Origin of the sequence: Pseudomonas fluorescens, from assembly GCF_001307275.1 — a bacterium.
GTDB classification, from domain to species: Bacteria; Pseudomonadota; Gammaproteobacteria; order Pseudomonadales; family Pseudomonadaceae; genus Aquipseudomonas; species Aquipseudomonas fluorescens_AA.
The window spans coordinates 5,111,713-5,136,654 of record NZ_CP012831.1 but is presented as its reverse complement, the minus strand read 5'-3'; the positions used below and the strand labels follow the sequence as shown (position 1 = coordinate 5,136,654).

General features: G+C 61.9%; 23 protein-coding genes. 13 read left to right on the top strand and 10 right to left on the bottom strand.

The features are described 5' to 3' along the window. Positions 1 to 132 precede the first annotated feature (132 nt). Positions 133 to 933, bottom strand: coding sequence for a sulfite exporter TauE/SafE family protein (locus AO356_RS23030; RefSeq protein WP_060741706.1), 801 nt, complete (start codon positions 931 to 933; stop codon positions 133 to 135). A 207-nt stretch (positions 934 to 1,140) separates the two neighbouring features. On the opposite strand from AO356_RS23030, the gene AO356_RS23025 reads away from it, so the two are divergent. After that, positions 1,141 to 2,004, top strand: coding sequence for an MBL fold metallo-hydrolase (locus tag AO356_RS23025; RefSeq protein ID WP_060741705.1), 864 nt, complete (start codon positions 1,141 to 1,143; stop codon positions 2,002 to 2,004). A 127-nt stretch (positions 2,005 to 2,131) separates the two neighbouring features. Here the strand turns inward: AO356_RS23025 and bkdR are convergent, their stop codons facing one another. Then, positions 2,132 to 2,620 carry a Bkd operon transcriptional regulator BkdR gene (bkdR, locus tag AO356_RS23020; RefSeq protein WP_003202929.1) on the bottom strand — a complete coding sequence of 163 codons (489 nt, stop codon included), beginning with the start codon at positions 2,618 to 2,620 and terminating at the stop codon, positions 2,132 to 2,134. 192 nt (positions 2,621 to 2,812) lie between these two features. Here bkdR and AO356_RS23015 point away from each other — a divergent pair, with 192 nt between their 5' ends. From AO356_RS23015 to AO356_RS22995, 5 genes are all read left to right on the top strand, one after another. Beyond that, the gene (locus AO356_RS23015; protein ID WP_060741704.1) at positions 2,813 to 4,048 is read left to right on the top strand and encodes a 3-methyl-2-oxobutanoate dehydrogenase (2-methylpropanoyl-transferring) subunit alpha; all 1,236 of its coding nucleotides are present in this window, start codon (positions 2,813 to 2,815) and stop codon (positions 4,046 to 4,048) included. A 1-nt stretch (position 4,049) separates the two neighbouring features. Beyond that, on the top strand, positions 4,050 to 5,108 hold the full coding sequence (locus tag AO356_RS23010) for an alpha-ketoacid dehydrogenase subunit beta (protein ID WP_060741703.1): 1,059 nt from the start codon (positions 4,050 to 4,052) through the stop codon (positions 5,106 to 5,108). After that, complete coding sequence (locus tag AO356_RS23005) at positions 5,109 to 6,377, top strand: dihydrolipoamide acetyltransferase family protein (protein ID WP_060741702.1); 1,269 nt, start codon at positions 5,109 to 5,111, stop codon at positions 6,375 to 6,377. A gap of 3 nt (positions 6,378 to 6,380) precedes the next feature. After that, positions 6,381 to 7,766, top strand: coding sequence for a dihydrolipoyl dehydrogenase (gene lpdA, locus AO356_RS23000; protein WP_060741701.1), 1,386 nt, complete (start codon positions 6,381 to 6,383; stop codon positions 7,764 to 7,766). 257 nt (positions 7,767 to 8,023) lie between these two features. Then, complete coding sequence (locus AO356_RS22995) at positions 8,024 to 9,043, top strand: branched-chain amino acid aminotransferase (protein WP_060741700.1); 1,020 nt, start codon at positions 8,024 to 8,026, stop codon at positions 9,041 to 9,043. Positions 9,044 to 9,126: 83 nt separating this feature from the next. On the opposite strand, the gene AO356_RS22990 is transcribed toward AO356_RS22995, so the two are convergent. Continuing rightward, complete coding sequence (locus AO356_RS22990) at positions 9,127 to 10,056, bottom strand: DMT family transporter (protein WP_060741699.1); 930 nt, start codon at positions 10,054 to 10,056, stop codon at positions 9,127 to 9,129. Positions 10,057 to 10,165: 109 nt separating this feature from the next. On the opposite strand from AO356_RS22990, the gene AO356_RS22985 reads away from it, so the two are divergent. Further along, entirely contained in the window at positions 10,166 to 10,957 is a 792-nt protein-coding gene (locus AO356_RS22985) for an AraC family transcriptional regulator (protein WP_060741698.1), read from the top strand. A gap of 66 nt (positions 10,958 to 11,023) precedes the next feature. Here the strand turns inward: AO356_RS22985 and AO356_RS22980 are convergent, their stop codons facing one another. Together AO356_RS22980 and AO356_RS22975 are read right to left on the bottom strand one after the other, a co-directional pair. Beyond that, the gene (locus AO356_RS22980; protein WP_060741697.1) at positions 11,024 to 11,791 is read right to left on the bottom strand and encodes an ArsR/SmtB family transcription factor; all 768 of its coding nucleotides are present in this window, start codon (positions 11,789 to 11,791) and stop codon (positions 11,024 to 11,026) included. A 44-nt stretch (positions 11,792 to 11,835) separates the two neighbouring features. Continuing rightward, positions 11,836 to 12,177 (bottom strand): FKBP-type peptidyl-prolyl cis-trans isomerase, encoded by a 342-nt coding sequence (locus tag AO356_RS22975; protein WP_060741696.1) that lies wholly within the window; start codon positions 12,175 to 12,177, stop codon positions 11,836 to 11,838. Between the two features lie 145 nt (positions 12,178 to 12,322). Here AO356_RS22975 and AO356_RS22970 point away from each other — a divergent pair, with 145 nt between their 5' ends. Beyond that, positions 12,323 to 13,384, top strand: coding sequence for a M4 family metallopeptidase (locus AO356_RS22970; RefSeq protein ID WP_060741695.1), 1,062 nt, complete (start codon positions 12,323 to 12,325; stop codon positions 13,382 to 13,384). Beyond that, positions 13,384 to 13,707, top strand: a complete 324-nt coding sequence (locus AO356_RS22965; RefSeq protein ID WP_053122893.1) for a protealysin inhibitor emfourin — start codon at positions 13,384 to 13,386, stop codon at positions 13,705 to 13,707. Before AO356_RS22970 ends, AO356_RS22965 begins: the two co-directional genes overlap by 1 nt. Positions 13,708 to 13,711: 4 nt before the next feature. Here AO356_RS22965 and AO356_RS22960 read toward each other — a convergent pair whose 3' ends face one another. Then, complete coding sequence (locus AO356_RS22960) at positions 13,712 to 14,020, bottom strand: RcnB family protein (protein ID WP_060741694.1); 309 nt, start codon at positions 14,018 to 14,020, stop codon at positions 13,712 to 13,714. A gap of 251 nt (positions 14,021 to 14,271) precedes the next feature. On the opposite strand from AO356_RS22960, the gene AO356_RS22955 reads away from it, so the two are divergent. Further along, positions 14,272 to 15,375, top strand: a complete 1,104-nt coding sequence (locus AO356_RS22955) for a DNA alkylation repair protein (RefSeq protein WP_060741693.1) — start codon at positions 14,272 to 14,274, stop codon at positions 15,373 to 15,375. Between the two features lie 5 nt (positions 15,376 to 15,380). Here AO356_RS22955 and AO356_RS22950 read toward each other — a convergent pair whose 3' ends face one another. Then, positions 15,381 to 17,459, bottom strand: coding sequence for a putative bifunctional diguanylate cyclase/phosphodiesterase (locus AO356_RS22950; protein ID WP_060741692.1), 2,079 nt, complete (start codon positions 17,457 to 17,459; stop codon positions 15,381 to 15,383). Positions 17,460 to 18,029: 570 nt separating this feature from the next. Here AO356_RS22950 and pncA point away from each other — a divergent pair. Further along, the gene (gene pncA / locus AO356_RS22945) at positions 18,030 to 18,683 is read left to right on the top strand and encodes a bifunctional nicotinamidase/pyrazinamidase (protein ID WP_060741691.1); all 654 of its coding nucleotides are present in this window, start codon (positions 18,030 to 18,032) and stop codon (positions 18,681 to 18,683) included. Between the two features lie 41 nt (positions 18,684 to 18,724). Beyond that, positions 18,725 to 19,366 carry a DUF1345 domain-containing protein gene (locus AO356_RS22940; protein WP_060741690.1) on the top strand — a complete coding sequence of 214 codons (642 nt, stop codon included), beginning with the start codon at positions 18,725 to 18,727 and terminating at the stop codon, positions 19,364 to 19,366. A gap of 56 nt (positions 19,367 to 19,422) precedes the next feature. Here AO356_RS22940 and AO356_RS22935 read toward each other — a convergent pair whose 3' ends face one another. Both AO356_RS22935 and AO356_RS22930 read right to left on the bottom strand, forming a co-directional pair. After that, on the bottom strand, positions 19,423 to 20,724 hold the full coding sequence (locus AO356_RS22935; RefSeq protein ID WP_060741689.1) for an ATP-binding protein: 1,302 nt from the start codon (positions 20,722 to 20,724) through the stop codon (positions 19,423 to 19,425). 4 nt (positions 20,725 to 20,728) lie between these two features. After that, entirely contained in the window at positions 20,729 to 21,430 is a 702-nt protein-coding gene (locus AO356_RS22930; RefSeq protein WP_060741688.1) for a response regulator transcription factor, read from the bottom strand. A 429-nt stretch (positions 21,431 to 21,859) separates the two neighbouring features. Here AO356_RS22930 and AO356_RS22925 point away from each other — a divergent pair, with 429 nt between their 5' ends. Next, on the top strand, positions 21,860 to 22,348 hold the full coding sequence (locus tag AO356_RS22925) for a hypothetical protein (RefSeq protein WP_060741687.1): 489 nt from the start codon (positions 21,860 to 21,862) through the stop codon (positions 22,346 to 22,348). A 134-nt stretch (positions 22,349 to 22,482) separates the two neighbouring features. On the opposite strand, the gene AO356_RS22920 is transcribed toward AO356_RS22925, so the two are convergent. Continuing rightward, positions 22,483 to 24,723 carry an autotransporter outer membrane beta-barrel domain-containing protein gene (locus AO356_RS22920; protein ID WP_060741686.1) on the bottom strand — a complete coding sequence of 747 codons (2,241 nt, stop codon included), beginning with the start codon at positions 24,721 to 24,723 and terminating at the stop codon, positions 22,483 to 22,485. Positions 24,724 to 24,942 lie beyond the last annotated feature (219 nt).

The window sequence follows — 24,942 nt, the reverse complement described above, 5'->3', positions numbered from 1 at the left end:
GTGGCTTTTCAGATCGCGACGCGATAGGTCGGATTTGGCACCACATGAGCCGGATCGGCTACTGTCGGAACTAACAGGTAGGTGGGGAGTTTCGACGAACGGTAAGGCCTCCCGCGGCCCGGTTCAGGGCGGCTACGCCCGCACCCACATGAACAACGCTACCCCCAGGCACACCCCGGCGAACCCCACTTGCAGCGCCCGGGCCGGAACCTTGGCTGCCACTCGCCGCCCGAGCACCATCCCGACGATGCTCGCCGCAATGAACGCCATCCCTACCCGGTCGATGCTCACCCCGGCATGAAACGCGCCCACCACGCCAATCAACGAAATCAGGCTGATGACCATCAAGGACGTCGCGACGATCCCGCGCATCTGCACATCGGTCAGTTGCTTGAACGCCGGCACGATCAGGAAGCCGCCCCCCACGCCGAGCAACCCCGAGACCATACCGGTCACTGCGCCCAATGCCGACAGCGTGGCGGTGCAACGAGGCGTCCAGGCCAGGCGGCCGGTCTGGCGGTCGAGCATGCAGTTTTTCTGGCCCCAACTGGCGGCGCCATGATCACTGGGCCCCACTTGCGGCGTTTCGCGACGCAACATGCGCGCCGCCACCAGCACCATCAGCAGGCTGAACAGCATCATCAGGATTTTTTCCGAGAGCTGGTGGGCGAGGTAGATGCCCAGCGGCGAAAACACCGCGCCCAGCAGTGCGATCAGCAGGGCCGCACGGTAGCGCACCAGGCCATGGCGCAGCCCGTCGATGGCCCCCACCGCCGCCGCGCTACCCACCGCGAACAACGCCACCGGCGCGGCCTGGGTCATGCTCCAGCCCAGGCCCAACACCAACGCCGGCACCGCCAGGATGCCGCCGCCCGCCCCCGTCAGGCCAAGGAGCAAGCCCATGACCACACCAAAAAAACTTGCCAGTAACATTCAGGTTCTCTCAAGCCGCGCACACCTGTTGGCAGGTGCGATCGCATTTGCAGGACGCCTTGGCCCTCACTAAGCTGCGGACCATATGTTGTAAGTCCCAAGCGTTGCAACAAGCTATTTTAGATTGGTATGTGGCGAGGGCGCTTGCTCCCGCTGGGCTGCGTAGCAGCCCCCTTTCATGAGCTCTTCCCGCACAGGTTCGCTGTCATGCCCGCGCAGATCCAAAGCTTTCTCGACCCCGCCTCAAAGACCTATACCCACGTCATTTTCGAGCACGACGGGGGGCAATGCGCGGTGGTCGATCCAGTGCTCGACTACGACCCGACGTCGGGACGCACCGCCACCGAACAGGCCGACCGGGTGATCGACTTCGTGGGCGAACACCGATTGAACGTGCAATGGCTACTGGAAACCCATGCCCACGCCGACCACTTGTCGGCCGCGCCCTACCTGCGCCAGAAACTGGGCGGCAAGATTGCCATCGGCCAGTCCATCAACCAGGTCCAGAGCGTCTTCAAGGCGCTGTTCAACCTCGAACCGCAATTCGCGGTGGACGGCTCGCAGTTCGATCACCTGTTCGCCGCCGACGAGTCCTTCCTCATTGGCAACCTCAAGGCCACCGCCCTGCACGTGCCCGGCCACACCCCGGCGGACATGGCTTACCTGATCGATGGCGACGTGATCCTGGTGGGCGACACGCTGTTCATGCCCGACGTAGGCACCGCCCGTTGCGACTTCCCCGGCGGCAATGCCCATCAGCTCTACGCCTCGATCCGCAAGCTGCTGGCCTTCCCCGCCGGAGTGCGGCTGTACGTGTGCCACGACTATCCACCGGAGGAACGCGAGCCCCACTGCATGAGCACCGTGGGCGAGCAGCGCCAGCACAACATTCATGTCCGCGATGGCATCGATGAAGCTTCGTTCGTGGCCATGCGTACCCAGCGCGACAAGACGCTGGGCATGCCGACGCTGCTGTTGCCGGCGATCCAGGTGAATGTGCGGGCCGGCCATCTGCCGCCGGCCGAGGACAATGGCGTGACGTACCTGAAGATTCCGATCAATCAGCTTTAGAAGCTTGTACTGAATGTGATGGCCTCATCGCGAGCAAGCTCGCTCCCACAGGGGATTGATTAACACCACCAATCCAGTGTGGGAGCGAGCTTGCTCGCGATGGCAGTGGATCAGGCAACAATGAGCCTCAGGTTCCCAAGGTCAGCCCATTGGCCGGCAACGGCAGCGCGGTCTTGTAGCGCACCTGCTTGAGGGCAAAGCTCGAACGGATGTTCGCCACCCCCGGGACCTTGGTCAGGAAGTCCATCATGAACCGCTCCAGCGACTGGATGGTCGGCACCAGCACGCGGATCAGGTAGTCCGGATCGCCGGCCATCAGGTAGCACTCCATCACCTCCGGCCGGTCGGAAATCGCCTCCTCGAAGTGCTGCAACGCTTCCTCCACCTGCTTCTCCAGGCTCACATGGATGAACACGTTGACGTGCAACCCCAGCAGGTCGGCATCCAGCAGCGTGACCTGCTCGCGGATCACGCCCAACTCCTCCATCGCCCGGACCCGGTTGAAGCACGGCGTCGGCGACAGATTGACCGAACGGGCGAGATCGGCGTTGGTGATGCGGGCGTTTTCCTGAAGGCTGTTCAGAATGCCGATGTCGGTGCGATCCAATTTACGCATGAGACAAATAATCCTGTTTTTTATCGTTGTGCAGATTTTTTATCTGCAAATGATCTGAACAGCAAGCTAACAGAGAAAAATATTCTTCTTCGTCGAGCCTATGATTGTTGTAGGACAATTTCCCCTACCCGGGGACATTCGTCAGCTAGCGCGCCCACTACAAGAAATTCACAAGATCGAGCGTAGAAAGCCATGAACCCAGCGTACGAACCGCTACGCCTGCACGTCCCCGAACCCTCGGGCCGTCCCGGCTGCAAGACCGACTTTTCCTACCTGCATCTGTCCGATGCCGGCACAGTGCGCAAACCTCCCATCGACGTCGAACCCGCCGACACCGCCGACCTGGCCCGCAGCCTGATCCGCGTGCTCGATGACCAGGGCAATGCCTTGGGCGACTGGGCGGCGGACATTCCCGTCGAGATCCTGCGCAAAGGCATGCGTGCCATGCTCAAGACGCGCATCTACGACAACCGCATGGTGGTCGCCCAACGCCAGAAAAAGATGTCGTTCTACATGCAAAGCCTTGGCGAAGAAGCCATCGGCAGCGCCCAGGCCCTGGCGTTGAACATCGACGACATGTGCTTCCCCACCTACCGCCAGCAAAGCATCCTGATGGCCCGCGAGGTGCCGCTGGTGGACCTGATCTGCCAACTGCTGTCTAACGAGCGCGATCCGCTCAAGGGCCGGCAATTGCCGATCATGTACTCGGTCAAGGACGCCGGTTTCTTCACCATTTCCGGCAACCTCGCCACGCAATTCATCCAGGGCGTGGGCTGGGGCATGGCCTCGGCGATCAAGGGCGACACCAAGATCGCCTCGGCCTGGATCGGTGACGGCGCCACCGCCGAATCGGACTTCCACACCGCCCTCACCTTCGCCCACGTCTACCGGGCGCCGGTGATCCTCAACGTGGTCAACAACCAGTGGGCGATCTCCACCTTCCAGGCCATTGCCGGCGGTGAAGCCACGACGTTCGCCGGACGCGGCGTCGGTTGCGGTATCGCCTCCCTGCGTGTCGATGGCAACGATTTCATGGCGGTCTACGCCGCCTCGCGCTGGGCCGCCGAACGTGCCCGCCGCAACCTCGGCCCGGCGCTGATCGAATGGGTCACCTACCGCGCCGGCCCGCACTCCACCTCGGACGATCCCTCCAAATACCGCCCCGCCGACGACTGGAGCCACTTCCCGCTGGGCGATCCGATTGCCCGCCTCAAACAGCACATGGTCAAGATCGGCCAGTGGTCCGAAGAGGAACATGCGGCGGTCAGCGCCGAACTCGAAGCCGAGGTGATCGCCGCGCAGAAGGAAGCCGAACAGTACGGCACCCTCGCCGGCGGGCAGATTCCCAGCGCCGCGACCATGTTCGAAGACGTCTACAAAGAGATGCCGGAGCACTTGAAGCGCCAGCGTCAGCAGTTGGGGATCTGACATGAACGATCACAACAACAATATTGCGTTGGACACCGCCATGACCACTACCACCATGACCATGATCCAGGCCCTGCGCTCGGCCATGGACGTGATGCTCGAGCGCGACGACAACGTCGTGGTGTTCGGCCAGGACGTGGGCTACTTCGGCGGCGTGTTCCGCTGCACCGAAGGCCTGCAGAACAAATACGGCACCTCGCGGGTGTTCGACGCACCGATTTCCGAAAGCGGCATCGTCGGCGTGGCGGTGGGCATGGGCGCCTACGGGCTGCGGCCGGTGGCCGAGATCCAGTTCGCCGACTACGTCTACCCGGCGTCGGACCAGATCATTTCCGAGGCGGCGCGCCTGCGCTATCGCTCGGCCGGCGAGTTCACCGCGCCGATGACCCTGCGCATGCCCTGCGGCGGCGGCATCTACGGCGGCCAGACCCACAGCCAGAGCATCGAGGCGATGTTCACCCAGGTCTGCGGCCTGCGCACCGTGATGCCATCCAACCCCTACGACGCCAAGGGCTTGCTGATCGCCTCCATCGAAAACGATGACCCGGTGATCTTCCTCGAACCCAAGCGCCTGTATAACGGCCCGTTCGACGGCCACCACGACCGCCCGGTAACCCCGTGGTCGAAACACCCCTCGGCCCAGGTTCCGGACGGTTACTACACCGTACCGCTGGACGTCGCCGCCATCACCCGTCCGGGCAAGGACGTGACAATTCTCACCTACGGCACCACGGTCTACGTTTCCCAAGTGGCGGCCGAAGAAACCGGCATCGACGCCGAAGTCATCGACCTGCGCAGCCTCTGGCCGCTGGACCTTGAGACCATCGTCAAATCCGTGAAGAAGACCGGCCGTTGCGTGGTCGTCCACGAAGCCACCCGCACCTGCGGTTTCGGCGCCGAACTGGTGTCGTTGGTGCAAGAACACTGCTTCCACCACCTGGAAGCGCCCATCGAGCGTGTCACCGGTTGGGACACCCCCTACCCGCATGCGCAGGAGTGGGCGTATTTCCCTGGGCCGTCCCGAGTGGGCGCGGCGTTGAAACGGGTCATGGAGGTCTGAATGGGCACGCACGTTATCAAGATGCCGGACATTGGCGAAGGCATCGCCGAAGTTGAATTGTCGGTGTGGCACGTCAAGGTCGGCGACATGGTGGTCGAAGACCAGGTACTCGCCGATGTCATGACCGACAAGGCGATGGTGGACATCCCTTCGCCGGTGCATGGCCGGGTCATCGCCCTGGGCGGCGAGCCGGGTGAAGTCATGGCGGTGGGCAGCGAACTGATCCGCATTGAAGTCGAAGGTGCGGGTAACTTGAAAGAATCGGCACAACCGGCTCCCGCCGCGGCGGCTGCGCAGGCGCCGAAGCCGGCGCCAGTGGCCACGCCTGAACCGGTGCTGGAAAAGACCGCCGCCCCTCGCCCGGCGCCGCAAGCCCCGGTGGCCCGCGATCCCGACGAGCGTCCTCTGGCCTCGCCGGCCGTGCGCAAACACGCGCTGGACCTGGGCATTCAATTGCGTCTGGTCCAGGGCAGCGGCCCGGCCGGACGGGTCCTGCACGAAGACCTCGAAGCCTACCTGGCCCAGGGGCCGTCGTCCCAGGCCAAGGGCGGTTCGGGTTATGCCGAACGCCACGACGAGCAGCAGATCCCGGTGATCGGCATGCGCCGCAAGATCGCCCAGCGCATGCAGGAAGCGACCCAACGCGCGGCCCATTTCAGCTACGTCGAGGAAATCGACGTCACGGCCCTGGAAGAGCTGCGGGTTCACTTGAATGAAAAACACGGCGCCAGTCGCGGCAAGCTGACTTTGCTGCCGTTCCTGGTCCGCGCCCTGGTCGTGGCCCTGCGGGACTTTCCGCAGATGAATGCGCGCTACGACGACGAAGCCCAGGTCATCAATCGCTCAGGCGCGGTGCATGTGGGCGTCGCCACCCAGAGCGACGTTGGCCTGATGGTGCCGGTGGTGCGTCACGCCGAAGCCCGTACCCTGTGGGACAGCGCGGCGGAAATCGCCCGCCTGGCCACAGCAGCGCGCACGGGCAAGGCCAGTCGCGATGAACTGTCCGGCTCGACCATCACCCTGACCAGCCTCGGTGCCCTCGGCGGCATCGTCAGCACGCCGGTGCTGAACCTGCCGGAAGTGGCGATTGTCGGCGTGAACAAAATCGTCGAGCGGCCCATGGTGATCAAGGGTCAGATCGTGATCCGCAAGATGATGAACCTCTCCAGCTCCTTCGATCACCGGGTGGTCGACGGCATGGACGCGGCGCAATTCATCCAGGCCCTGCGCGGCTTGCTCGAACAACCCGCCACCCTGTTCGTGGAGTAAGGTATGCAACAGACTTTGAACACCACGCTGCTGATCATCGGCGGCGGCCCCGGCGGCTATGTGGCGGCGATCCGCGCCGGGCAATTGGGCATCTCGACCATCCTGGTGGAAGGCCAAGCGTTGGGCGGCACCTGCCTGAACATCGGTTGCATCCCGTCCAAGGCGTTGATCCATGTGGCCGAGCAGTTCCACCAGACCCGACATCACAGCCAGGGCTCGGCCCTGGGCATCACGGTGGCGGCGCCAACGCTGGACATCGGCAAGAGCGTGGAATGGAAGGACGGTATCGTCGATCGCCTGACCACCGGCGTCGCGGCATTGCTGAAAAAGCACAAGGTCCAGGTCATTCATGGCTGGGCCAAGGTGATCGATGGCAAGACGGTCGAGGTCGGCGATACCCGCATCCAATGCGAACACCTGCTGCTGGCCACCGGTTCGAAAAGCGTCAACCTGCCGATGCTGCCACTGGGCGGGCCAATCATTTCCTCCACCGAAGCCCTCGCCCCCACCTCGGTGCCCAAGCACCTGGTGGTGGTCGGTGGTGGCTACATCGGCCTGGAGCTGGGCATCGCCTATCGCAAGCTCGGCGCCGAGGTCAGCGTGGTCGAGGCCCAGGAGCGGATCCTGCCAGCTTACGACGGCGAGCTGACGCAACCGGTGCACGAGGCGCTCAAGCAACTGGGCGTGAAGCTGTACCTCAAGCATAGCGTCGAAGGGTTCGATGCCCAGGCCAGCACCTTGCAAGTGCGCGATCCCAATGGCGACACGCTGAACCTGGAGACCGATCGGGTGCTGGTAGCGGTCGGGCGCAAACCCAACACCCAGGGCTGGAACCTTGCAGCGCTGGACCTGGCGATGAACGGTTCGGCGGTGAAAATCGACAGTCGTTGCCAGACCAGCATGCGCAACGTCTGGGCCATCGGCGACCTGAGCGGCGAACCGATGCTCGCCCACCGGGCCATGGCCCAGGGCGAAATGGTCGCCGAGCTGATCGCCGGCCAGCATCGGGAGTTCAACCCGACCGCCATCGCCGCGGTGTGCTTCACCGACCCGGAACTGGTGGTGGTCGGCAAGACGCCGGACGAGGCCAAGGCTGCCGGGCTGGACTGCCTGGTTTCGAGCTTCCCGTTCGCCGCCAACGGTCGGGCCATGACCCTGGAATCAAAAAGCGGTTTCGTCCGGGTCGTGGCGCGCCGGGACAATCACCTGATCGTAGGCTGGCAAGCGGTCGGCGTCGGCGTGTCGGAGCTGTCCACGGCATTCGGCCAGTCCCTGGAAATGGGCGCGCGCCTGGAGGACATCGCCGGCACCATCCACGCCCATCCGACCCTGGGCGAGGCCGTGCAGGAAGCGGCGTTGCGGGCGTTGGGGCATGCGTTGCATCTGTGATTCAGGAGAGTTGATGGTGTGAGTGAGGACCCTATCGCGAGCAAGCTCGCTCCCACAGGTGATAACGGTCGTTCATCGGAACGTAATCCCATGTGGGAGCGAGCTTGCTCGCGATTTTCAAGAACACCATCATTTATCTGTCTGCACCTTGTCGTGCGGGCTGCGAAACAGCCCCGGAATGAAGTATTGTTGTCCCCATCCAAAAAACGTCAGAAGCCTTGAACCGTTTCGACGGTTGTTAAGAAATAGAGGGTGTCATGGGTAACGAGAGCATCAATTGGGACAAACTGGGCTTTGACTACATCAAGACCGACAAGCGCTACCTGTCGCACTGGCGCGATGGCGCCTGGGACGCGGGCACCCTGACCGACGACAACGTGCTGCACATCAGCGAAGGTTCCACGGCCCTGCACTACGGTCAGCAGTGCTTCGAAGGCCTGAAGGCCTATCGTTGCAAGGACGGTTCGATCAACCTGTTCCGCCCGGACCAGAACGCCGCCCGCATGCAGCGCAGCTGTGCTCGCCTGCTGATGCCGCAGGTCGAGACCGAGCAGTTCGTCGAAGCCTGCAAGCAAGTGGTCCGCGCCAACGAGCGCTTCATCCCGCCTTATGGCACCGGCGGCGCGCTGTACCTGCGCCCGTTCGTGATCGGCGTGGGTGACAACATCGGCGTGCGCACCGCACCCGAGTTCATCTTCTCGATTTTCTGCATCCCGGTCGGCGCCTACTTCAAGGGCGGCCTGACCCCGCACAACTTCCTGATCTCCAGCTTCGACCGTGCCGCCCCGCAAGGCACCGGTGCGGCCAAGGTCGGTGGCAACTACGCCGCCAGCCTGATGCCCGGCTCCCAGGCCAAGAAGGCCAGTTTCGCCGACTGCATCTACCTGGACCCGATGACCCATTCGAAAATCGAGGAAGTCGGCTCGGCCAACTTCTTCGGCATCACCCACGACAACACATTCGTCACCCCAAGATCCCCTTCGGTCCTGCCGGGCATCACTCGCCTGTCATTGATCGAACTGGCCAAATCGCGCCTGGGCCTGGAAGTGATCGAAGGCGACGTGTTCATCGACAAGCTGTCGGACTTCAAGGAAGCCGGTGCCTGCGGTACCGCGGCGGTGATCACCCCGATTGGCGGCATCAGCTACAAGGACAAGCTGCACGTGTTCCACAGTGAAACCGAAGTCGGCCCGATCACCCAGAAGCTCTACAAGGAGCTGACCGGCGTGCAGACCGGCGACGTGGAAGCGCCGGCGGGTTGGATCGTCAAGGTTTGACCTAGGCAACCGCCTGCTCAGTGCATGCATAAAAAAGCCCACCCCTGCCTCGGCAAGGGTGGGCTTTTTACTGGCGGCTTCGGCTACCCCCGCCGCAATACCAACCATCGCCCCCAGCGCTGGTGAAACCAGCCGTAACCGCTGACCAGCAAGATCCCGCCCAGCACCAGGACCGCGCCAACGATAAAGTTCGGCTCCAGCGGCTCGTCCAGCAACCAGACACCAAAACCGATGCCAAACAGCGGCGTCATGAACGACAGCACGCCCAATTGCGAGGCGAGGTAACGGCGCAGCAGCGAGAACCAGATCAGGAAACTGGCGAAGGACACCAGCAACACCTGGAACGCCAGACTGGCAATGAGTTGCGGCGTGGGGTTGATCGTCGTTTGCGCCAACGCCACGGACATCCCGATCAGCAGCACCCCGGCGCCCACCAGTTGATACAGCAGTGTCTGGCTGGCTGGCACGTCGGTCAGCCGCGAACAGCGTACCGTCACCGTGGTTGCGCCCCACAGCGCGCCGGCCAGCAAACCCATGCCGTCACCGAGCAACGAGCTGCCGTTCGCCGCCCCCGAGCCGCCACTGAAGGCCACCACGATCCCGCCGAAGGCAACCGCGATGCCCAGCCATTGCGCCGGCTTGAGGCGTTCGCTCGGCAGTTTCCAGTGCAAACCGAGGGCGGCGAACATCGGGGCGGTATACAGGAAAATCACCATGTGCGAAGCCGTCGTATGACGCAGGCCTTCGCCCACCATCACGAACTCCAGGGCAAACAACAACCCCACCAACAGGCCTGGACGCCAACTGCCATCGGCCAGGGACAGGCGTTCACCCCGCGCCAGCACCAATAGCCAGACCAGTACCGCGGCAATGGCCGAGCGCACGCCCAGTTGCAGCATCGGCGCCATGTCGGCGGCACTGGCCTTGATCGCGACTTGCTGGAAACCCCAGATGGCACAGAGTCCAGTCATCAGGGCACTGACCTGGCCATCCAGGGCGCGGCGGGTGGTCATGGGAAAGATCCTTGGGCAGAAATGGATGAAAGGATTGTCTGCCTGACACCTTTGCTGGATATAGTGATTACCCGACAAGCCATCCCGGTAATCCGCCATTGCGGTCGATATGCAGCCTCCAGCCCAACATCTGAAAATGCCTCCGTTCGACGCGGCCCTGCCCTCGCCGATTTTCTTTCGCAGCGCCTGCATGCCGGCCCACGCCACTTACCCCCGGCATCGACATGCCTGGGGTGAGTTCGTCTACTCCTACAGTGGAGTGATGGAAATCGAGATCGCCCAGCACCATTACCTCGCGCCACCGCAGTACGGCATCTGGCTGCCGCCGGACATGGAACACGTTGGGTTCAATCGGCATGAGGCCTGTCATTGTTCGTTGTACTTGGCGGCCGAACTGTGCGCTGCGCTGCCGGCCGTCCCCTGCGCGCTGACCTTGAGCCCACTGATCCGCGCGTTGCTGGAAGAGCTGCGCAACGAACCGCCGAGCCAACCGCAGACACCCGAGCAGCAGCGCTTGTTGCAAGTGCTGGTGGACAAGCTGACTCAGGCGCCCCATGCCGGTAGCTACCTGCCCTCCTCGGATGATCCACTGCTGGGCCCTGTATTGCGGGCCCTGGAGGCGAATCCCAGCGACCCGCGCTCCTTGCCGCAACTGGCCCGCGCCGCCAACACCACCGAACGCACGCTGATGCGCCGGGCCCAACGGGACCTGGGCATGTCCCTGGTGGAGTGGCGCCAGCGCCTGAAAGTCATCGAGGCCCTGGCCCTGCTCGAACGTGGCCAGAGCGTGGAAACCATTGGCCTGGACCTGGGCTACAGCAGCGCCTCGGCGTTCATCAGCATGTTTCGCAAAATGATGGGCACCACGCCGGATGAGTATCGACGCAGGCATATGGCTTGATGATGGGGGTGATGCTGAAATGGCTATCGCGAGCAAGCTCGCTCCCACAGGGTTTGTCGGTGGGTATCAACCTTGTGTTCGGCGCTGGCCCACTGTGGGAGAGAGCTTGTTCGCGATAGCGCCAGTGGGTTTGCCGTCGATTTCGACACTGACCCCAAACCGCCGCGCCAGCTCCCGGCGCCCACTGGCCGTCAACCCCAGGGCCCGGCTATCCAGGTCCTGGACCAGCCATTTGCGCTTGATCGCCAACTGCAGCCAGGCCGCCCCCAGTGCGCCGCCCAGGTGCGAACGGCGCATGCTCCAGTCCAGGCACGGGCAGGCGAATCGGCGCCGTCGCGTGGCGAGTGATTGGACGTCGATGCCAAAGCCCTCGAACAACGCCTCGCCGGACTCACTCAGGCGATAGTCCTGGCCTTGCACCGCCTCCAACCATCCGGCCTCGATCATCCGATCATGCAGCCGCACCGCCAGGGTGCCAGCCATGTGGTCGTAGCAGGTGCGGGCGAATTGCAGGCGATCCGGTGTGCGTGGCGTGAAGGTCGGCGCGGCGTTCTGGCCGATCACCATCAGTGCTTCGAGGGCCTGGGCGACGCGTGGGTCCGCCAGGCTGTAATAGCGATGCCGGCCCTGGACATGCAGGCGCACCAAGGCCAGGTCCTTGAGTTTCGCCAGGTGGGCGCTGGCGGTCGAGGCGCTGACCTCGGCGATGCTCGCCAATTCGGTGCTGGTGCGGGCATGGCCATCCATCAAGGCGCAGAGCATTCGGGTACGGGCCGGCTCGGCAATCGCTGCGGCCACTTGAGACACGCCTACGTCATGACGTTCTGCGTTCATATTTCACTCCACAATGGAACAAGCGCACCGAGCGGTTTCGGCCCTCAATCGTCCCGGGTCAGCACTTCCAGCAACTCGATTTCAAAGATCAGGTTGGCGTTGGGCTTGATGTGGGCGCCCATGGACCGTTCACCGTAGGCCAGGTGGGCCGGCACCAGCAACTTGCGCTTGCCACCGACTTGCATGCCCATCAGGCCCAGGTCCCAGCCCTTGATGACACGACCGGTGCCGATCACGCATTGGAAGGGCTTGCCGCGACTGTAGGACGAATCGAATTCGGTGCCGTCTTCGAGGGTGCCGCGGTATTGGGTGGTGATCAGCGCACCTTTGACTACGCTTTTGCCGTCGCCCTGGTGCAGGTCGATGATTTGCAGTTCTTCATTCATGGCGTATCCCTCGTGTGATCCAGGCGCGAGGTTTTCGCAGAAATCAGGACGCATGGCAAACGTTGTCTGCTCTGCATCAGGGAACCGCAACGGCCTATTCGGTTCACATGGGTATCGACCCTGCATTTCAGATAAGGACTTTCTGATGATCGACTCTCGTCCGCACCACGGTTTCATTCCCCCGTACATCCTCAACCGCATCATCGCCCACGGTTCCGAACAGCAACGTTCCAGCGCCCTCGGCACCTTGACCCACGTGCGCAACCTACGACACAACCCTGGCCCGCCCAGCACTCCGCCCGTCGCGGCGGCGCTGCCCAAGTCCGGCAAGGCCGGACACCCGCAACGCAGCGTGCACGACGCCCAGAACAGCATGGAACTGCCCGGCCAGCCGGTACGCCTGGAAGGCCAGCGGGCCAGTGGCGACCCGGCCGTGGACGAGGCCTACGATGCATTGGGCGCCACCTATGATTTTTTCTGGAAGGTCCTGGGGCGCGATTCCATCGACAACAAAGGCTTCGCCCTGGTGGGCAGCGTGCATTACGGCCAGGGCTATGAGAACGCCTTCTGGAACGGCGCACAGATGGTATTCGGCGACGGCGACGGCGAAATCTTCCAGCGCTTCACCCGCTCCCTGGACGTGGTGGCTCACGAACTGGCCCATGGCGTCACCGAAAGCGAAGCCGGGTTGATCTACGCCAACCAGTCCGGTGCGTTGAACGAGTCCATCTCCGACGTGTTCGGTGTGCTGGTCAAGCAGTTCGTGCTCGAACAGACCGCCGACCAGGCCGACTGGCTGATCGGCGCCGACCTGCTCACCGACAAGATCAACGGCGACGGCCTGCGCAGCATGTCCAACCCCGGCAGCGCCTACGATGACCCGCTGCTGGGCAAGGACCCGCAACCGGCGCACATGCGCGAATTCGTGATTACCCGTGAAGACAACGGTGGCGTGCACATCAATTCCGGCATTCCCAACCGGGCCTTTTATCTGGTGGCAACCACGCTGGGCGGATTTGCCTGGGAAAAGGCCGGCCGGATCTGGTATGACACCTTGTGCGACCGAAGACTGGCCAATGACGCGTCCTTCAGCGCCTTCGCCCGCTTGACCGTCGAGCATGCCCGCCAGCGCTTCGGCACGCGGGAAGTGCAAGCGGTACAGAACGGCTGGGCCCAGGTCGGCGTCGACCTGACACAGGAGAGCTGATGAAAACCCTTCCAGACCTCGACGACAAAGCCGTGGTACGGCTGTCGCGCCAAGGCGGCGTGGCCGCCATCCATGCGTTGACCCGACCACGGGAAATCGAGTTCGCCCAGTGCGACCTCGACCAGCGCACTCGCATCTGTTCGGTCCTGGAGGGCTGCCTGCCGCTGACCTCCTCCACGCCCGGGCGCGGCGACCAGCGGTTTTTCCAGATCGAGGTGCGTTATCGCGCCAACGACCAGGACGACGAGATGGTGCTGCAGGTGCCCGAGGACCGGGCACCCGGCGAGCTGGTTCACCTATGGGACAAAGGCGAAGTGCTCTGAAGATTTAACGTGTGGCCGGCACGATCTTGACGATCGCGCCGGACACGGTTTCGATCAGCAGGTACTTGTCGTCGATCTGCACCCATTGCTGCTCGCTTGTCGGCTGTTCGAGCTTCTTCTGTTTCCAGTCTTTCATGGCCCTGTCCGCGCGCTGGTAGTCCGCCGGTACCCGGTCGTTCTCCACCAGCCTGCGGCCATTGCTCGGCGAATGCTCCAGGGCGTCTCCGGTTTTCTCGACCGCTTGCGCAACAGGCCCAAGGGCTCCAAGGCCGGCAATCAGGACCAGGCTGGCGATCAGGGTGGGTTTGCGCATAGAAAAAACTCCAGTTATTCGAGGGACTGAATCTGGGACTTCGCGGGCGGCAAATCATTCCTTAATTCCTGGAAACTGTACCCCGTGGCGAGGGAGCTTGCTCCCGCTGGGCTGCGCAGCAGCCCCAATCCAGGCGACGCGGTCATTCAGTGATACGGCATTCACGGGGGGTACGACTGCTGCGCAGCCGAGCGGGAGCAAGCTCCCTCGCCACGGGATATAGTGACAAGCCCTGCACGACGGACCCTGCCATGACGACCCCGACCACTGCCTCCCCTGCCCTCAAGGAAATCTTCAACAGCGCCCGCCTGGAACACATCGCCAGCGAAATGCGCGCGGTGTATCCGGCCTTCGACGCCAAGGCATTCTTGCGCATGGCCAACGACGGGCTGGCCGAGTTGTCGGTGATGCAGCGCATGGCCCGGGTCAGCGAGTGCCTGCACGCGGTGCTGCCTCTCGATTATGAAGCGTCGCTGGAGGTGCTGCGCGCCCTGGCCCCGCGCCTGAACAGCATGTTTGTCAGCATGTTCCTACCGCACTACGTGGCGTCTTACGGCCGCAATCACTTCGACGTGTCGTTGGACGCACTGCAGTATTTCACTCGGTTCGGCTCGTCGGAGTTCGCCGTGCGGCACTTCTTGCGGGACGACCTGGAACGCACCCTCAAGGTCATGCACGGCTGGGCACTGGACGCCAACGAGCACGTGCGCCGCCTGGCCAGCGAAGGCAGCCGGCCGCGCCTGCCGTGGTCGTTTCACCTGGAGCCGATCCAGGCCAACCCCGACCTGGCCGCCGCGATCCTCGACACGCTCAAGGCCGACGACAGCCTTTATGTGCGCAAATCCGTGGCCAACCACCTCAACGACGTCACCAAGCAGCATCCCGACTGGGTGCTGGACCAGATCGAAGGCTGGCCATTGCAAGACCGCCACACCGCGTGGATTGCCCGGCATGCGCTGCGTAGCTTGATCAAACAAGGCAACCCCAGGGCACTGGGGATCATCGGCGCCGGCGGCAAGGCGCAGGTCCAGGTGCTGGATTTGCAGGTGACGCCGGCGGTGATTCGCTTGGGCGAACAGGTCACGCTGTCCTTCACGGTGCAATCAACCCTCGGGCAGAGCCAGCGCCTGGTGATCGACTACGCCGTCGACTACGTGAAAGCCTCGGGCGGCACCTCGGCCAAGGTTTTCAAACTCAAGACCTTCGACCTGCCCGCCCAGGGTCGCGTCAACCTCAGCCGTTCGCAACATATTCGCGAGCTGACCACCCGCAAACACTACGCGGGCCGGCATGCCGTGCACCTGCTGGTCAACGGCGAGCGGCTGGGCAGCACGGCGTTCGATATCGTCTCCTGAGGGGGTCAGGCTATCGCCACGGCTTTCGCCTGGCGAATTTCCTGCAGGAAACGCTCGGCCGGCAGCGGATGGCCCAACAGATAGCCCTGCAGCGAATCGCAGCCCAACTGGGTCAGGAAGTCTTGTTGCACATCGGTCTCCACGCCTTCGGCGACGATCCGCAGGCCCAGGGCCTGGCCGAGGGCGACGATGGCCGAGACGATGGCCGCGTCATCGCTGTCGTGCTCCAGGTCCCGCACGAAGCCGCGATCGATCTTCAGCTCGTTGGCCGGCAGGCGCTTGAGGTACATCAGGCTCGAATAGCCGGTGCCGAAGTCGTCGATGGACAAATCCACGCCCATGTCCGAGAGCAGTTGCAACACCGTCATGCTCGCGTCCGCATCGCTCATGGCGGTGGTTTCGGTGATTTCCAGGGTCAGGCTGTTGGCCGGCAGCTTATGCGTTTCCAACGCCTTGGCCACGCTCTGCACCAGACCGGTGTGGCAGAACTGCAAGGCCGAGAGGTTCACCGCGATGCGCCAGTCGGTATAACCGAGCACGTACCATTCGCGCATCTGCCGGCAGGCTTCGTTCAACACCCATTCGCCAATGGGGATGATCAGCCCGGTCTTTTCCGCCAAGTCGATGAACGTGTCGGGCATCAACAGGCCTTGGGTCGGATGGGTCCAGCGCAACAAGGCTTCGGCCCCGACCGGACGGCCATTGGCCGCATCGAACTTGGGCTGGTAATGCAGGCTGAACTGCCGCTGTTCGACGGCCATGCGCAAGTCTTGCAACAGCTGCAATTGCTTGCGGGCGTTGCTGTTCATCGAGGCGTCGAAAAAACTGTAGCCGTTTTTGCCGGCGCCCTTGGCGTGGTACATCGCCGCGTCGGCGTTCATCAGCAGCTCTTCAGCGCTCTGGCCGTTGCCGGGGTAAAGGGCGATGCCGACGCTGGCGGAGATCTGCAAGTCATGTTCAGACACCCGGAACGTGCGCCCGATCAAGCCGACCTGGCGTGCCGCCAGTCGCAGGGCATCGTCGGGCTCGGCCAGTTGCACCAGCAGCACGAACTCATCACCACCGATCCGCGCCAGGGTGTCCTGGCTGCGCAGGTCTTCGCGCAGGCGCAGGGCCACGTCCCGCAGCAACAAGTCGCCCATGTGGTGACCAAAGGCATCGTTGACCGGCTTGAAACCATCGAGGTCGATGAACATCAAGGCGAAGCAGCCGCCCTGCTCTTGCACCCGATGCATGGCCTGGTCGATCCGGTCGGCCAGCAGCACACGGTTGGGCAGTTCGGTGAGGGGGTCGTGCAGGGCCAACTGCGTCAGTTCCCGGTTGGCCCGGGTCAGGGACTGGGCCAGCTCGGCAGTGCGGGCTTCCAGGCGCGCATCAAGAATCGATGTCAGCAAGGCAATGGCCAGCACCGCCAGGGTGGTGATCAACACCAGATTGTCCAGGCCCTTGCCGCTCAAGCCGTCCAGGGAACCACAGAAGCTGCCCTCGCTGAAGCGCGCCCCGGCCATGCCGGTGTAGTGCATGCCGACGATGGCGATGCCCATGACCACCGCGGCGCCCGCGCGCGCCAGACGCACGTGGGGGGTGTTCTGGCGCAGGCGAAAGGCAATCCACAGCGCCGCCGCCGAGGCGCCGACAGCAATCACCAGCGAAGCCCCGAACAGCGTCGGGTCGTAATCGATGCCCGGCTGCATCCGCAGCGCGGCCATGCCGGTGTAATGCATGGCGCTGATCCCGGCGCCCATGATCAGCGCACCGAAGGCCAACTGCCAAGCCGGCAATCGCGGCTGGCTAACCAGCCACAGGGCAAAACCGCTGGAAAGAATCGCGGTCAGCAGTGACAGCGCGGTGATCGAAATATCGTAGCCAAGCTCAACCGGCAAGGTGAACGCCAGCATGCCGATGAAGTGCATGGACCAGATGCCCACCCCCATCGCCAGCGCGCCCCCAGTCATCCACCAATGCGCGGCGCGCCCCTGGGCGGTCGCGATACGCCCGGCCAGATCCAGCGCGGTGTAGGAAGCCAGCACGGCAACAAACAAGGAGATCGAAACGAGGGCGGGGGAATAACTGCCGATGAGCATGGTTTTTTCTCGTAACTGGAGAACCGGACTGCTTCCATGCCCGGTTGGAGGCCGGCGATTGTACTGAATCGTGACAGGGACGCACGAACCAAATGTCAAAAAGCCATCAAACCTGGAATATTTTCGACGAAAGACACGACCCCGCGCAGGGAGATTTTTTCTGCAAGCCATCCATCATGCGTTCACCGCAGTTCCATTGTGGGAGCGAGCTTGCTCGCGATAGCGGTGGATCAGCTTGCATCAATGTTGAACGGGCCGCCGTCATCGCGAGCAAGCTCGCTCCCACATTGGGATTGGGGCCGGGCACAGGTTTTAGATTCACTGGAGATCCAGTTTGGGAGCGAGCTTGCTCGCGATAGCGGTGGATCAGCTTGCATCAATGTTGAATGGGCCGCCGTCATCGCGAGCAAGCTCGCTCCCACATTGGGATTGGGGTCGGGCACAGGTTTTAGATTCACTGGAGATCCAGTGTGGGAGCGAGCTCGCTCGCGATAGCTGTGGATCAGTCTGCACACCGGCCCCGGGGCGTTCAGCTACTCTCGAAGAACCACTTCAAGGAGGATTCCACTCATGAGCATTCCAGCCAACCGAGCCTTGACCACCGCACTCGTGGTGATCGATGTACAGAACGACTTCATCCCCGGTGGCCAACTGGCCGTGCCAGGAGGCGATGAGATCGTGCCGTTGATCAACCAGCTCGGCCAATCATTCAGGCACGTCGTCCTAGCGCAAGACTGGCACCCGGCCGGGCACGCCTCGTTTGCCTCCAGTCACCCGGGCAAGCAACCTTTCGACACCGTCCAATTGCCCTACGGCGAGCAGACACTCTGGCCCGACCACTGCCTACAGGGCAGCCACGGTGCCGCGCTGCACCCGGCACTCGGGCTTGACCATGCCAAGCTGATCATTCGCAAAGGCTGCAACCCGGACATCGACAGCTACTCGGCCTTCCTGGAAGCGGACCACCAGACCCCGACCGGTTTGACCGGCTACCTCAAGGAACGCGGCATCGACACCGTCTACCTGGTAGGCCTGGCCCTGGATTTCTGCGTGATGTTTTCGGCACTGGATGCCCGGCTGGCCGGGTTCAACGCGTTTGTGGTGCTGGACGCCTGCCGGGGCATCGACAGGGAGGGCTCGATGGAGGCGGCGATCCAGCGGATGCAGGAAGCGGGCGTGCAATTGATCGAATCCAGCGCGATAGACGGTCGCCCCTTCGCTTGATGGCCCATACTAGGCGCCTCTTTTCCGGACAGTGAGCCTCCATGCCCTTCCTCGCCCGCACTCACCCGCGTCTTTCCAGCGCCACGGTCCTTGGCCTGGCGGTGGGTATCCTGGCTCCCGTGGACTCGATCATCAGCAAGATCCTGATCGGTTGGAATGCCGGGGTCTGGACCTACCTGGTGCTGATGTTCTGGCTGACCGTGCGGGCCAAGGCGCCCGATGTGAAGCGCATCGCCGAAATCGAAGATGAAAATGCCGGGCTGGTGCTGCTGACGGTCTGCGTCGCGGCCTTGGCCAGCCTGGCGACCATCACCTTCGAGCTGGCCGGCAGCCGCGACCTGCAGGCCGCTGGCAAGCTGTTGCATTATGGCTTCACGGCAATGACCGTGATCGGCTCATGGTTGCTGATCGGGGTGATTTTCAGCGTTCACTACGCACGGCTGTATTACACCTGGGAGGGCAAGGAGCCGGCGCTGCGCTTTGCCGAAGGGCTGACCACGCCCAACTATTGGGATTTCCTGTATTTCTCTTTCACCATCGGGGTCGCGGTGCAGACGTCCGACGTGGGGGTCGCCACCCGGCAACTGCGCAAGATCGTACTGGCGCAGTCGTTGATCGGGTTTGTGTTCAACACGGCGATCCTGGGGTTTTCGATCAATATTGCGGCGGGGTTGTTTGGGTAAGGGGTCATTGGGACCGCTTCGCGCTCCAGCGGGAGCAAGCTCCCTCGCCACAGGATTCAGGGCGGTGTTGGCAGCCATAGCCTGAAACGTGCCCCGCCTAGCGGCGAGGCTTCCACCGTCAAGGTGCCGCCCTGGGCTTCCAGGGCCCGGCGGCTGATGGCCAGGCCGAGGCCGAAGCCGCCCGTGGCGCGATCGCGGCTGCGGTCCAGGCGGTAGAACGGCTCGAACACCCGCTCACGTTCGCTGTCGGGAATGCCGATGCCGTCGTCGTCGACCCAGATCTCACAGCCTTGACCACCCACCAGCACGCCGATCTGGATGTGCTTTTCGCAATACCGCATGGCATTGCGCAGCAGGTTCTGCAACGCCCGTGCGGTCAACCGTGGGTCCAGCACAAAACGCTCCAGCGTCCCATGCAACAACACGTCGATCACCACGTCCGGCGCCGCCAGGTCCTCGTCGACGCTGCCCAGGATGCTGTCGATGAATTCGTCCAGCGCCACTTCGACCCGTTCGGGCAAGTGTTGCGGGTTTTGCAACCGGCTGTAGGACAACAGCTCCAGCACCAACTCATCCAGCTCGCGAATGTGCGCCACCAGCCCTTGCAGTCGCTCGCGACTGGGTGCCGGCAGATCATCGGACAGCGCCAGGGCCAGGCCGAAGTCGAGCCGCGTCAGGGGCGTGCGCAGTTCGTGGGACACAGCGTTGAGCAGATCCCGCTGTTGGTTGAGCAGGTTCTCGATGTCCCCCGCCATCGTGTCGAACACATGGGCCAGGCTGCCGATGTTCGAACTGGAGGCAATGTGCGTACGCTCCCCCAGATGACCTTTGCCGAAACGCTCGGCGGTGCGCCGCAGGCGTTCCAGGTCGCGCCAGTGAGGCCGCAACCAGAGCAACAGGCAAGCCAGCATCGTCGCGCCGATCAACACGTTGATGCTCCAGTACAACCAACTGACATCGGCCGGGTCCGGCGGCACGACCATCTTCACCGCCGTGTGCTCATCCAGCGGTGCCGCCGCCAGGGTTCGCCAGGCCCAGTCGCCGAGGCGCACCACATTCTCGCCGCGCTTGAGACGCGCCTGCTCCTCGGCGCTGAAACCGTTGTCATCGATGGCGGCCAGTTCGATGCGCAGCGGGTCGAATTCCTTGTCCATCTGCGCCGCCAGCGTCGGCCACTGTGCGCTGGGCACAGCGCGGAACTGCTTGACCAACAGGGTTTGCAGGCCCCGGGAATAATCGAGGTTGTAGGTCAGGAAACGCTCGTGGAACAGGCGGACCACCAGTTCCGGCATCAGGTAGATCGCCGCGCTGTAGGACACGATGGTGACCAGGTAGAGGCGAATCAGCAGCTTCCACATCGGCTCAGCATTCCCACTCGGAACGGCTGAACAGGTAGCCCTTGCCCCACACGGTTTTGATCTTGCGGGCTTCGTCGGCGTTGTCGTCGAACTTGCGCCGCAACTTGGAAATCGCCACGTCTACCGAACGGTCGGTGCCGTTGAATTCGATACCCCGCAGGCGTTGCAGGATCTGGTCGCGGCTCAGCACTTCGCCGGAATGCCGGGCCAACACCACCAGCAGATTGTATTCGCCGCTGGACAATTCCACCGCCTGCCCGCGCCAGGTCACCGTGCGCTCGGACAAGTCGATGCACAGGTTGCCCACCAGGATGCGGTCGTTGGCCGTCTGCGGCTCGATGAGGCTGCTGCGCCGTAACAAGGTGCGCACCCGCGCCAGCAACACCCGAGGCTCGCACGGTTTGGTGACGTAGTCGTCAGCGCCCATCTCCAGGCCCAGGACCTGGTCGTGGCTGTCGTCCCGGGCGGTGAGCATCAGGATCGGCAAAGTCGCCGAATCGGCCCGCAGCAAGCGGCAGACCTGCAAGCCGTCCAGCCCCGGCAACATCAGGTCGAGGATCACCAGGTCCGGCGGATCGACCCGCGCCCGCTCACGCACATGATCGCCACGGCTGAGGACGCTGACCTGATAGCCGTTGCGCTCCAGGTAACTGGCGATCAGTTCAGAAAGTGCGGTGTCGTCTTCCACCAGGAGGATGTTGGGCATGGTGTTTCCAGAAAGTGCTGTGGCGCGGCCATGCCGCTATCGCGAGCAAGCTCGCGCCCACAGGGATGTCCGGTACGACACAAAACCACTGTGGGAGCGAGCTTGCTCGCGATGAGGGCCTGCCAGACGCAGAGAATCTCAAGCGGCCAAGGATATACGCCCTCACCCACCTACGAGCAAACCCCTTACACAATTTCACATAGACGCTACAAAGCTTTACCGATCCCCTCCATCATCCCACGACATCCTCAAGCCCGGAGATGAAGTCCCTCTGACCATCATCTCCCAGGCAATATTTTAGAAACACATTTTTTTCAGCCTGTAAACTGTCATGGGTGACAGTTTACAGAACAAACTATCAGCGCTTTGATACGTCATCCCGGAACTCTCGCCAGGATACCTTTCGTCACGACAGTGGAGAGCGTATTGATGAACGCGATCAGAAACACACAAAAATTCGGCACCTGCACAGGAACGATAAACAGTGAAACATTCAACGCTGGCTTGGTAGAACTTACCTACAAAACCTTCCCGCCAGAACATGGAGAGGCTCGTGTGTTATTTGCCCGGCAGCGCGGACCGGCACCTGGCTATATCACGAAGGAAATCAATCTGTCGTTCAGCCGCAGATTACCCAATGCGGTCTACTCCTTGAGTCCGGACTCCGATGCCGTACGGTTGAACTTCGTTGATAACAGCGATCCGTCAAAACCGATTTTGTATACACAAGTAAGTGGCGACGCAGATCTTGCATTCAATCTGATCACTGAGACCTTTTTAGGCACACTGACAAACGCCGTCGTCGAGTATGAAGACGAGAACGAAGAAAAAACGACATTAACTATCAATCTGACCTTTAATGCAAAAGTTGACCGTTCACTTGCACTCAAGGCTTATCGTGGTACTCAAGCGGCCTGACGCCCGCCTTTTTTCGCCCTTTCGTGCCCAACAGCAAACGCCCCGAACCTATCGGGGCGTTTGTCTGGGCGGCCTTAGGTGCGTCCTCACACAACCTTCCTGGCTTTCGCGATATTCATTCGGGTCGCAAGCTTTTAGAACCCGTATCGAACACCGAAGTTTGCACCAATGGGGCGTTCGATATGCTCACCTTTGCTGTAATCAAGATCGACGTGCATCTGCAGTCGATCCGTGAGCGCTACAGCAACACCGGCAGCCAGTTCACCCCGAGACCCTGACAGATCGTTATTAAAGACATTATTGTTAACACTGACCTCATTATTCTTGACGAACTCATGAGCCAACCCGACACGTACATAAGGTTGTACCTGCATGTCGTTTTCCAACGTGTAGTTGCGCCCCACGGTCATTCCCGCCTCACCCAGCAATGAACGGGTGCGATCACCATCGGCACGCATACCGTTGTCCAAGGAAAAGTTTTTACCCTGAATGACCACGGCTGACCATTTAGTGTAGGGCTCGATGAAATAATCATCGTCAAGCTTGATGTGCCGACCGACCTCGACAGACCCACCCAAGCCGGTATTGTCATAGTCACCTTTTGCTCTGCGACCATCGCTCAAACCGACCTTGGCGTCATTCTGGAAGTGGTTGAACTTAACCACACCGTCGAAATAGTAACCGCTTTCGGCATCGATCCAAGTGGCGTAAGTGCCCAAGTAATTGCTGTTGACCGTGCCCGAGGTGCCCCCGGTAAGGTCCAGGTCGGATTTGCTATGCCCGGCCATCACGCCCACCAACCATTGGCCGTCACCAAATGGTAGCGGCGCATCGGCACCGAGGGTGAAACCTTGCTGAGTTTGTTTATACCCAACACCCGAAGCATCGGCCACATTGTACTTGTTGCCATAGACGCGGCCCCAGGAGCCCGCCTCAGCACCGTTGAAACGCAGTTCCCCCATGCGTGTACGTAGCGACGTAAGCTCGCCATACCATACCGTTGGCGCCGTGTTGAACAACGCCAGAATTGAACGCGTACCCGGGCTGACCGTACGGGTGCTCGGATCCAGAATCCAGTCATTGCCGCTTTTTGCCAGACCGTATGAAAAGGTTCCGAAATCCACGTCCCTGTCCATATAGAACTGCGCATCACCACCCGCGGTTTGCACCACCCGAATGGCTTCACCCATCTCGACCGGATCCACGCCACTGCTACTGATCAGTAACTCATGTCGACCACTGGCATTGCCCGTCACGTTCAACAGATCGGTCTGGCCGGTAACGAAGTCCGTACCCAACTCGAACCGACCGTTCCCGGAAAGCTCATTCACATCCAATTGATAAAAACTGCTATCGGAACCGAAACGAACCGTTCCGCCATTTAGGGCCAACGTCTCGACTTGACTATCACCAGCCAACTCCCAGAGACCGGTCTCATTTATGGTCATGCTGGAGACATTTTCCAGGCGACCGGTCAACACCGAGTTGTTCTGCAAGGTGACATCGAGCGTGCTGCCGGCTTCATTAACGAGATTGCCGGTCAATACGCTGTTGTTGACCTCCATAGAGGCGTTGGCTCCCCCGCGGACATCCAGCAAGGTGTCGTTACCGGCCACAAGTTGTGAGTTGTTAAGGGTGATGGTCGCTTTAGAGGTGCCTGCGTTGGCGAAGTCAACCACAATGGCCGAGCCGGTCTGGCCTTGGACGGTTGTATTGTCCAGCGTCAGGTCCACCGGTCGAATCGCGCTCGAGTCGAGCCCAAGGATAATGCCATCTTGTCCACCGATTATCGTGCTGTTGGTGGCCATGGCTTGAGCACTGAGCAGTCTCACCCCGTAACTGGTAGCCCCGGTACCCTGAACCGTCGAATTGTTGACGTCCAGGCTGCTGTACCCACTCACCAGCGCCCCACCTGTCACGCCAGTGATCGTACTTCCATTCACAGTCGCAGTGGATCCTGTCGACGTGCTCACTTCACGCACGACCTGCAACCCGACGCGATTGCCAGTAATGGTGCTGTTTTCGATATTGGCCTCACTGTTGCTCAACAGGACAGCCGCCAAACCGCCAACCCCCGTAACGGTCGCGCCACTCAAGTTGACCTTGGATCCATTTCCGGCATTGATCTGTTGGGTGGTACCGGCATTGACGTTGAGTGTCGAACCGTCTGCATTGATGAACAGCGTCTGTGCACCGTTGACATTCAATGTAGCGTTCGAAGTGAGGTCCCAACGCTCAGGAGTGCCACCGGTAATGGTCTCCGTACCGCCCACAATGGGCGCAGCAGCAATCTGGCTGGAAAATACCAGTAGAGGTGAACATAGGAGAACAAAACGGAAAGGCGTGTTCGAAATGAATGAAAACTTGCTTCGCATAGTAGACACCTGCTTGAAGAACTGAATGGCTGTCACTCGCGGATTGGAACGCCGGCCAAATGAGGGGCGCTAGGCTAGCGTGCAACTATGCAAATCGATGTAGGAATAATCTGATTTTTGGCGTTGAAAAATCCCATGAGGAAATGGTTTCTCCATAACAAACCAGACGTCATAGCGAGCGGCGAAAACAGCTTCGCCACTCGCTTTCGAACCGCCACT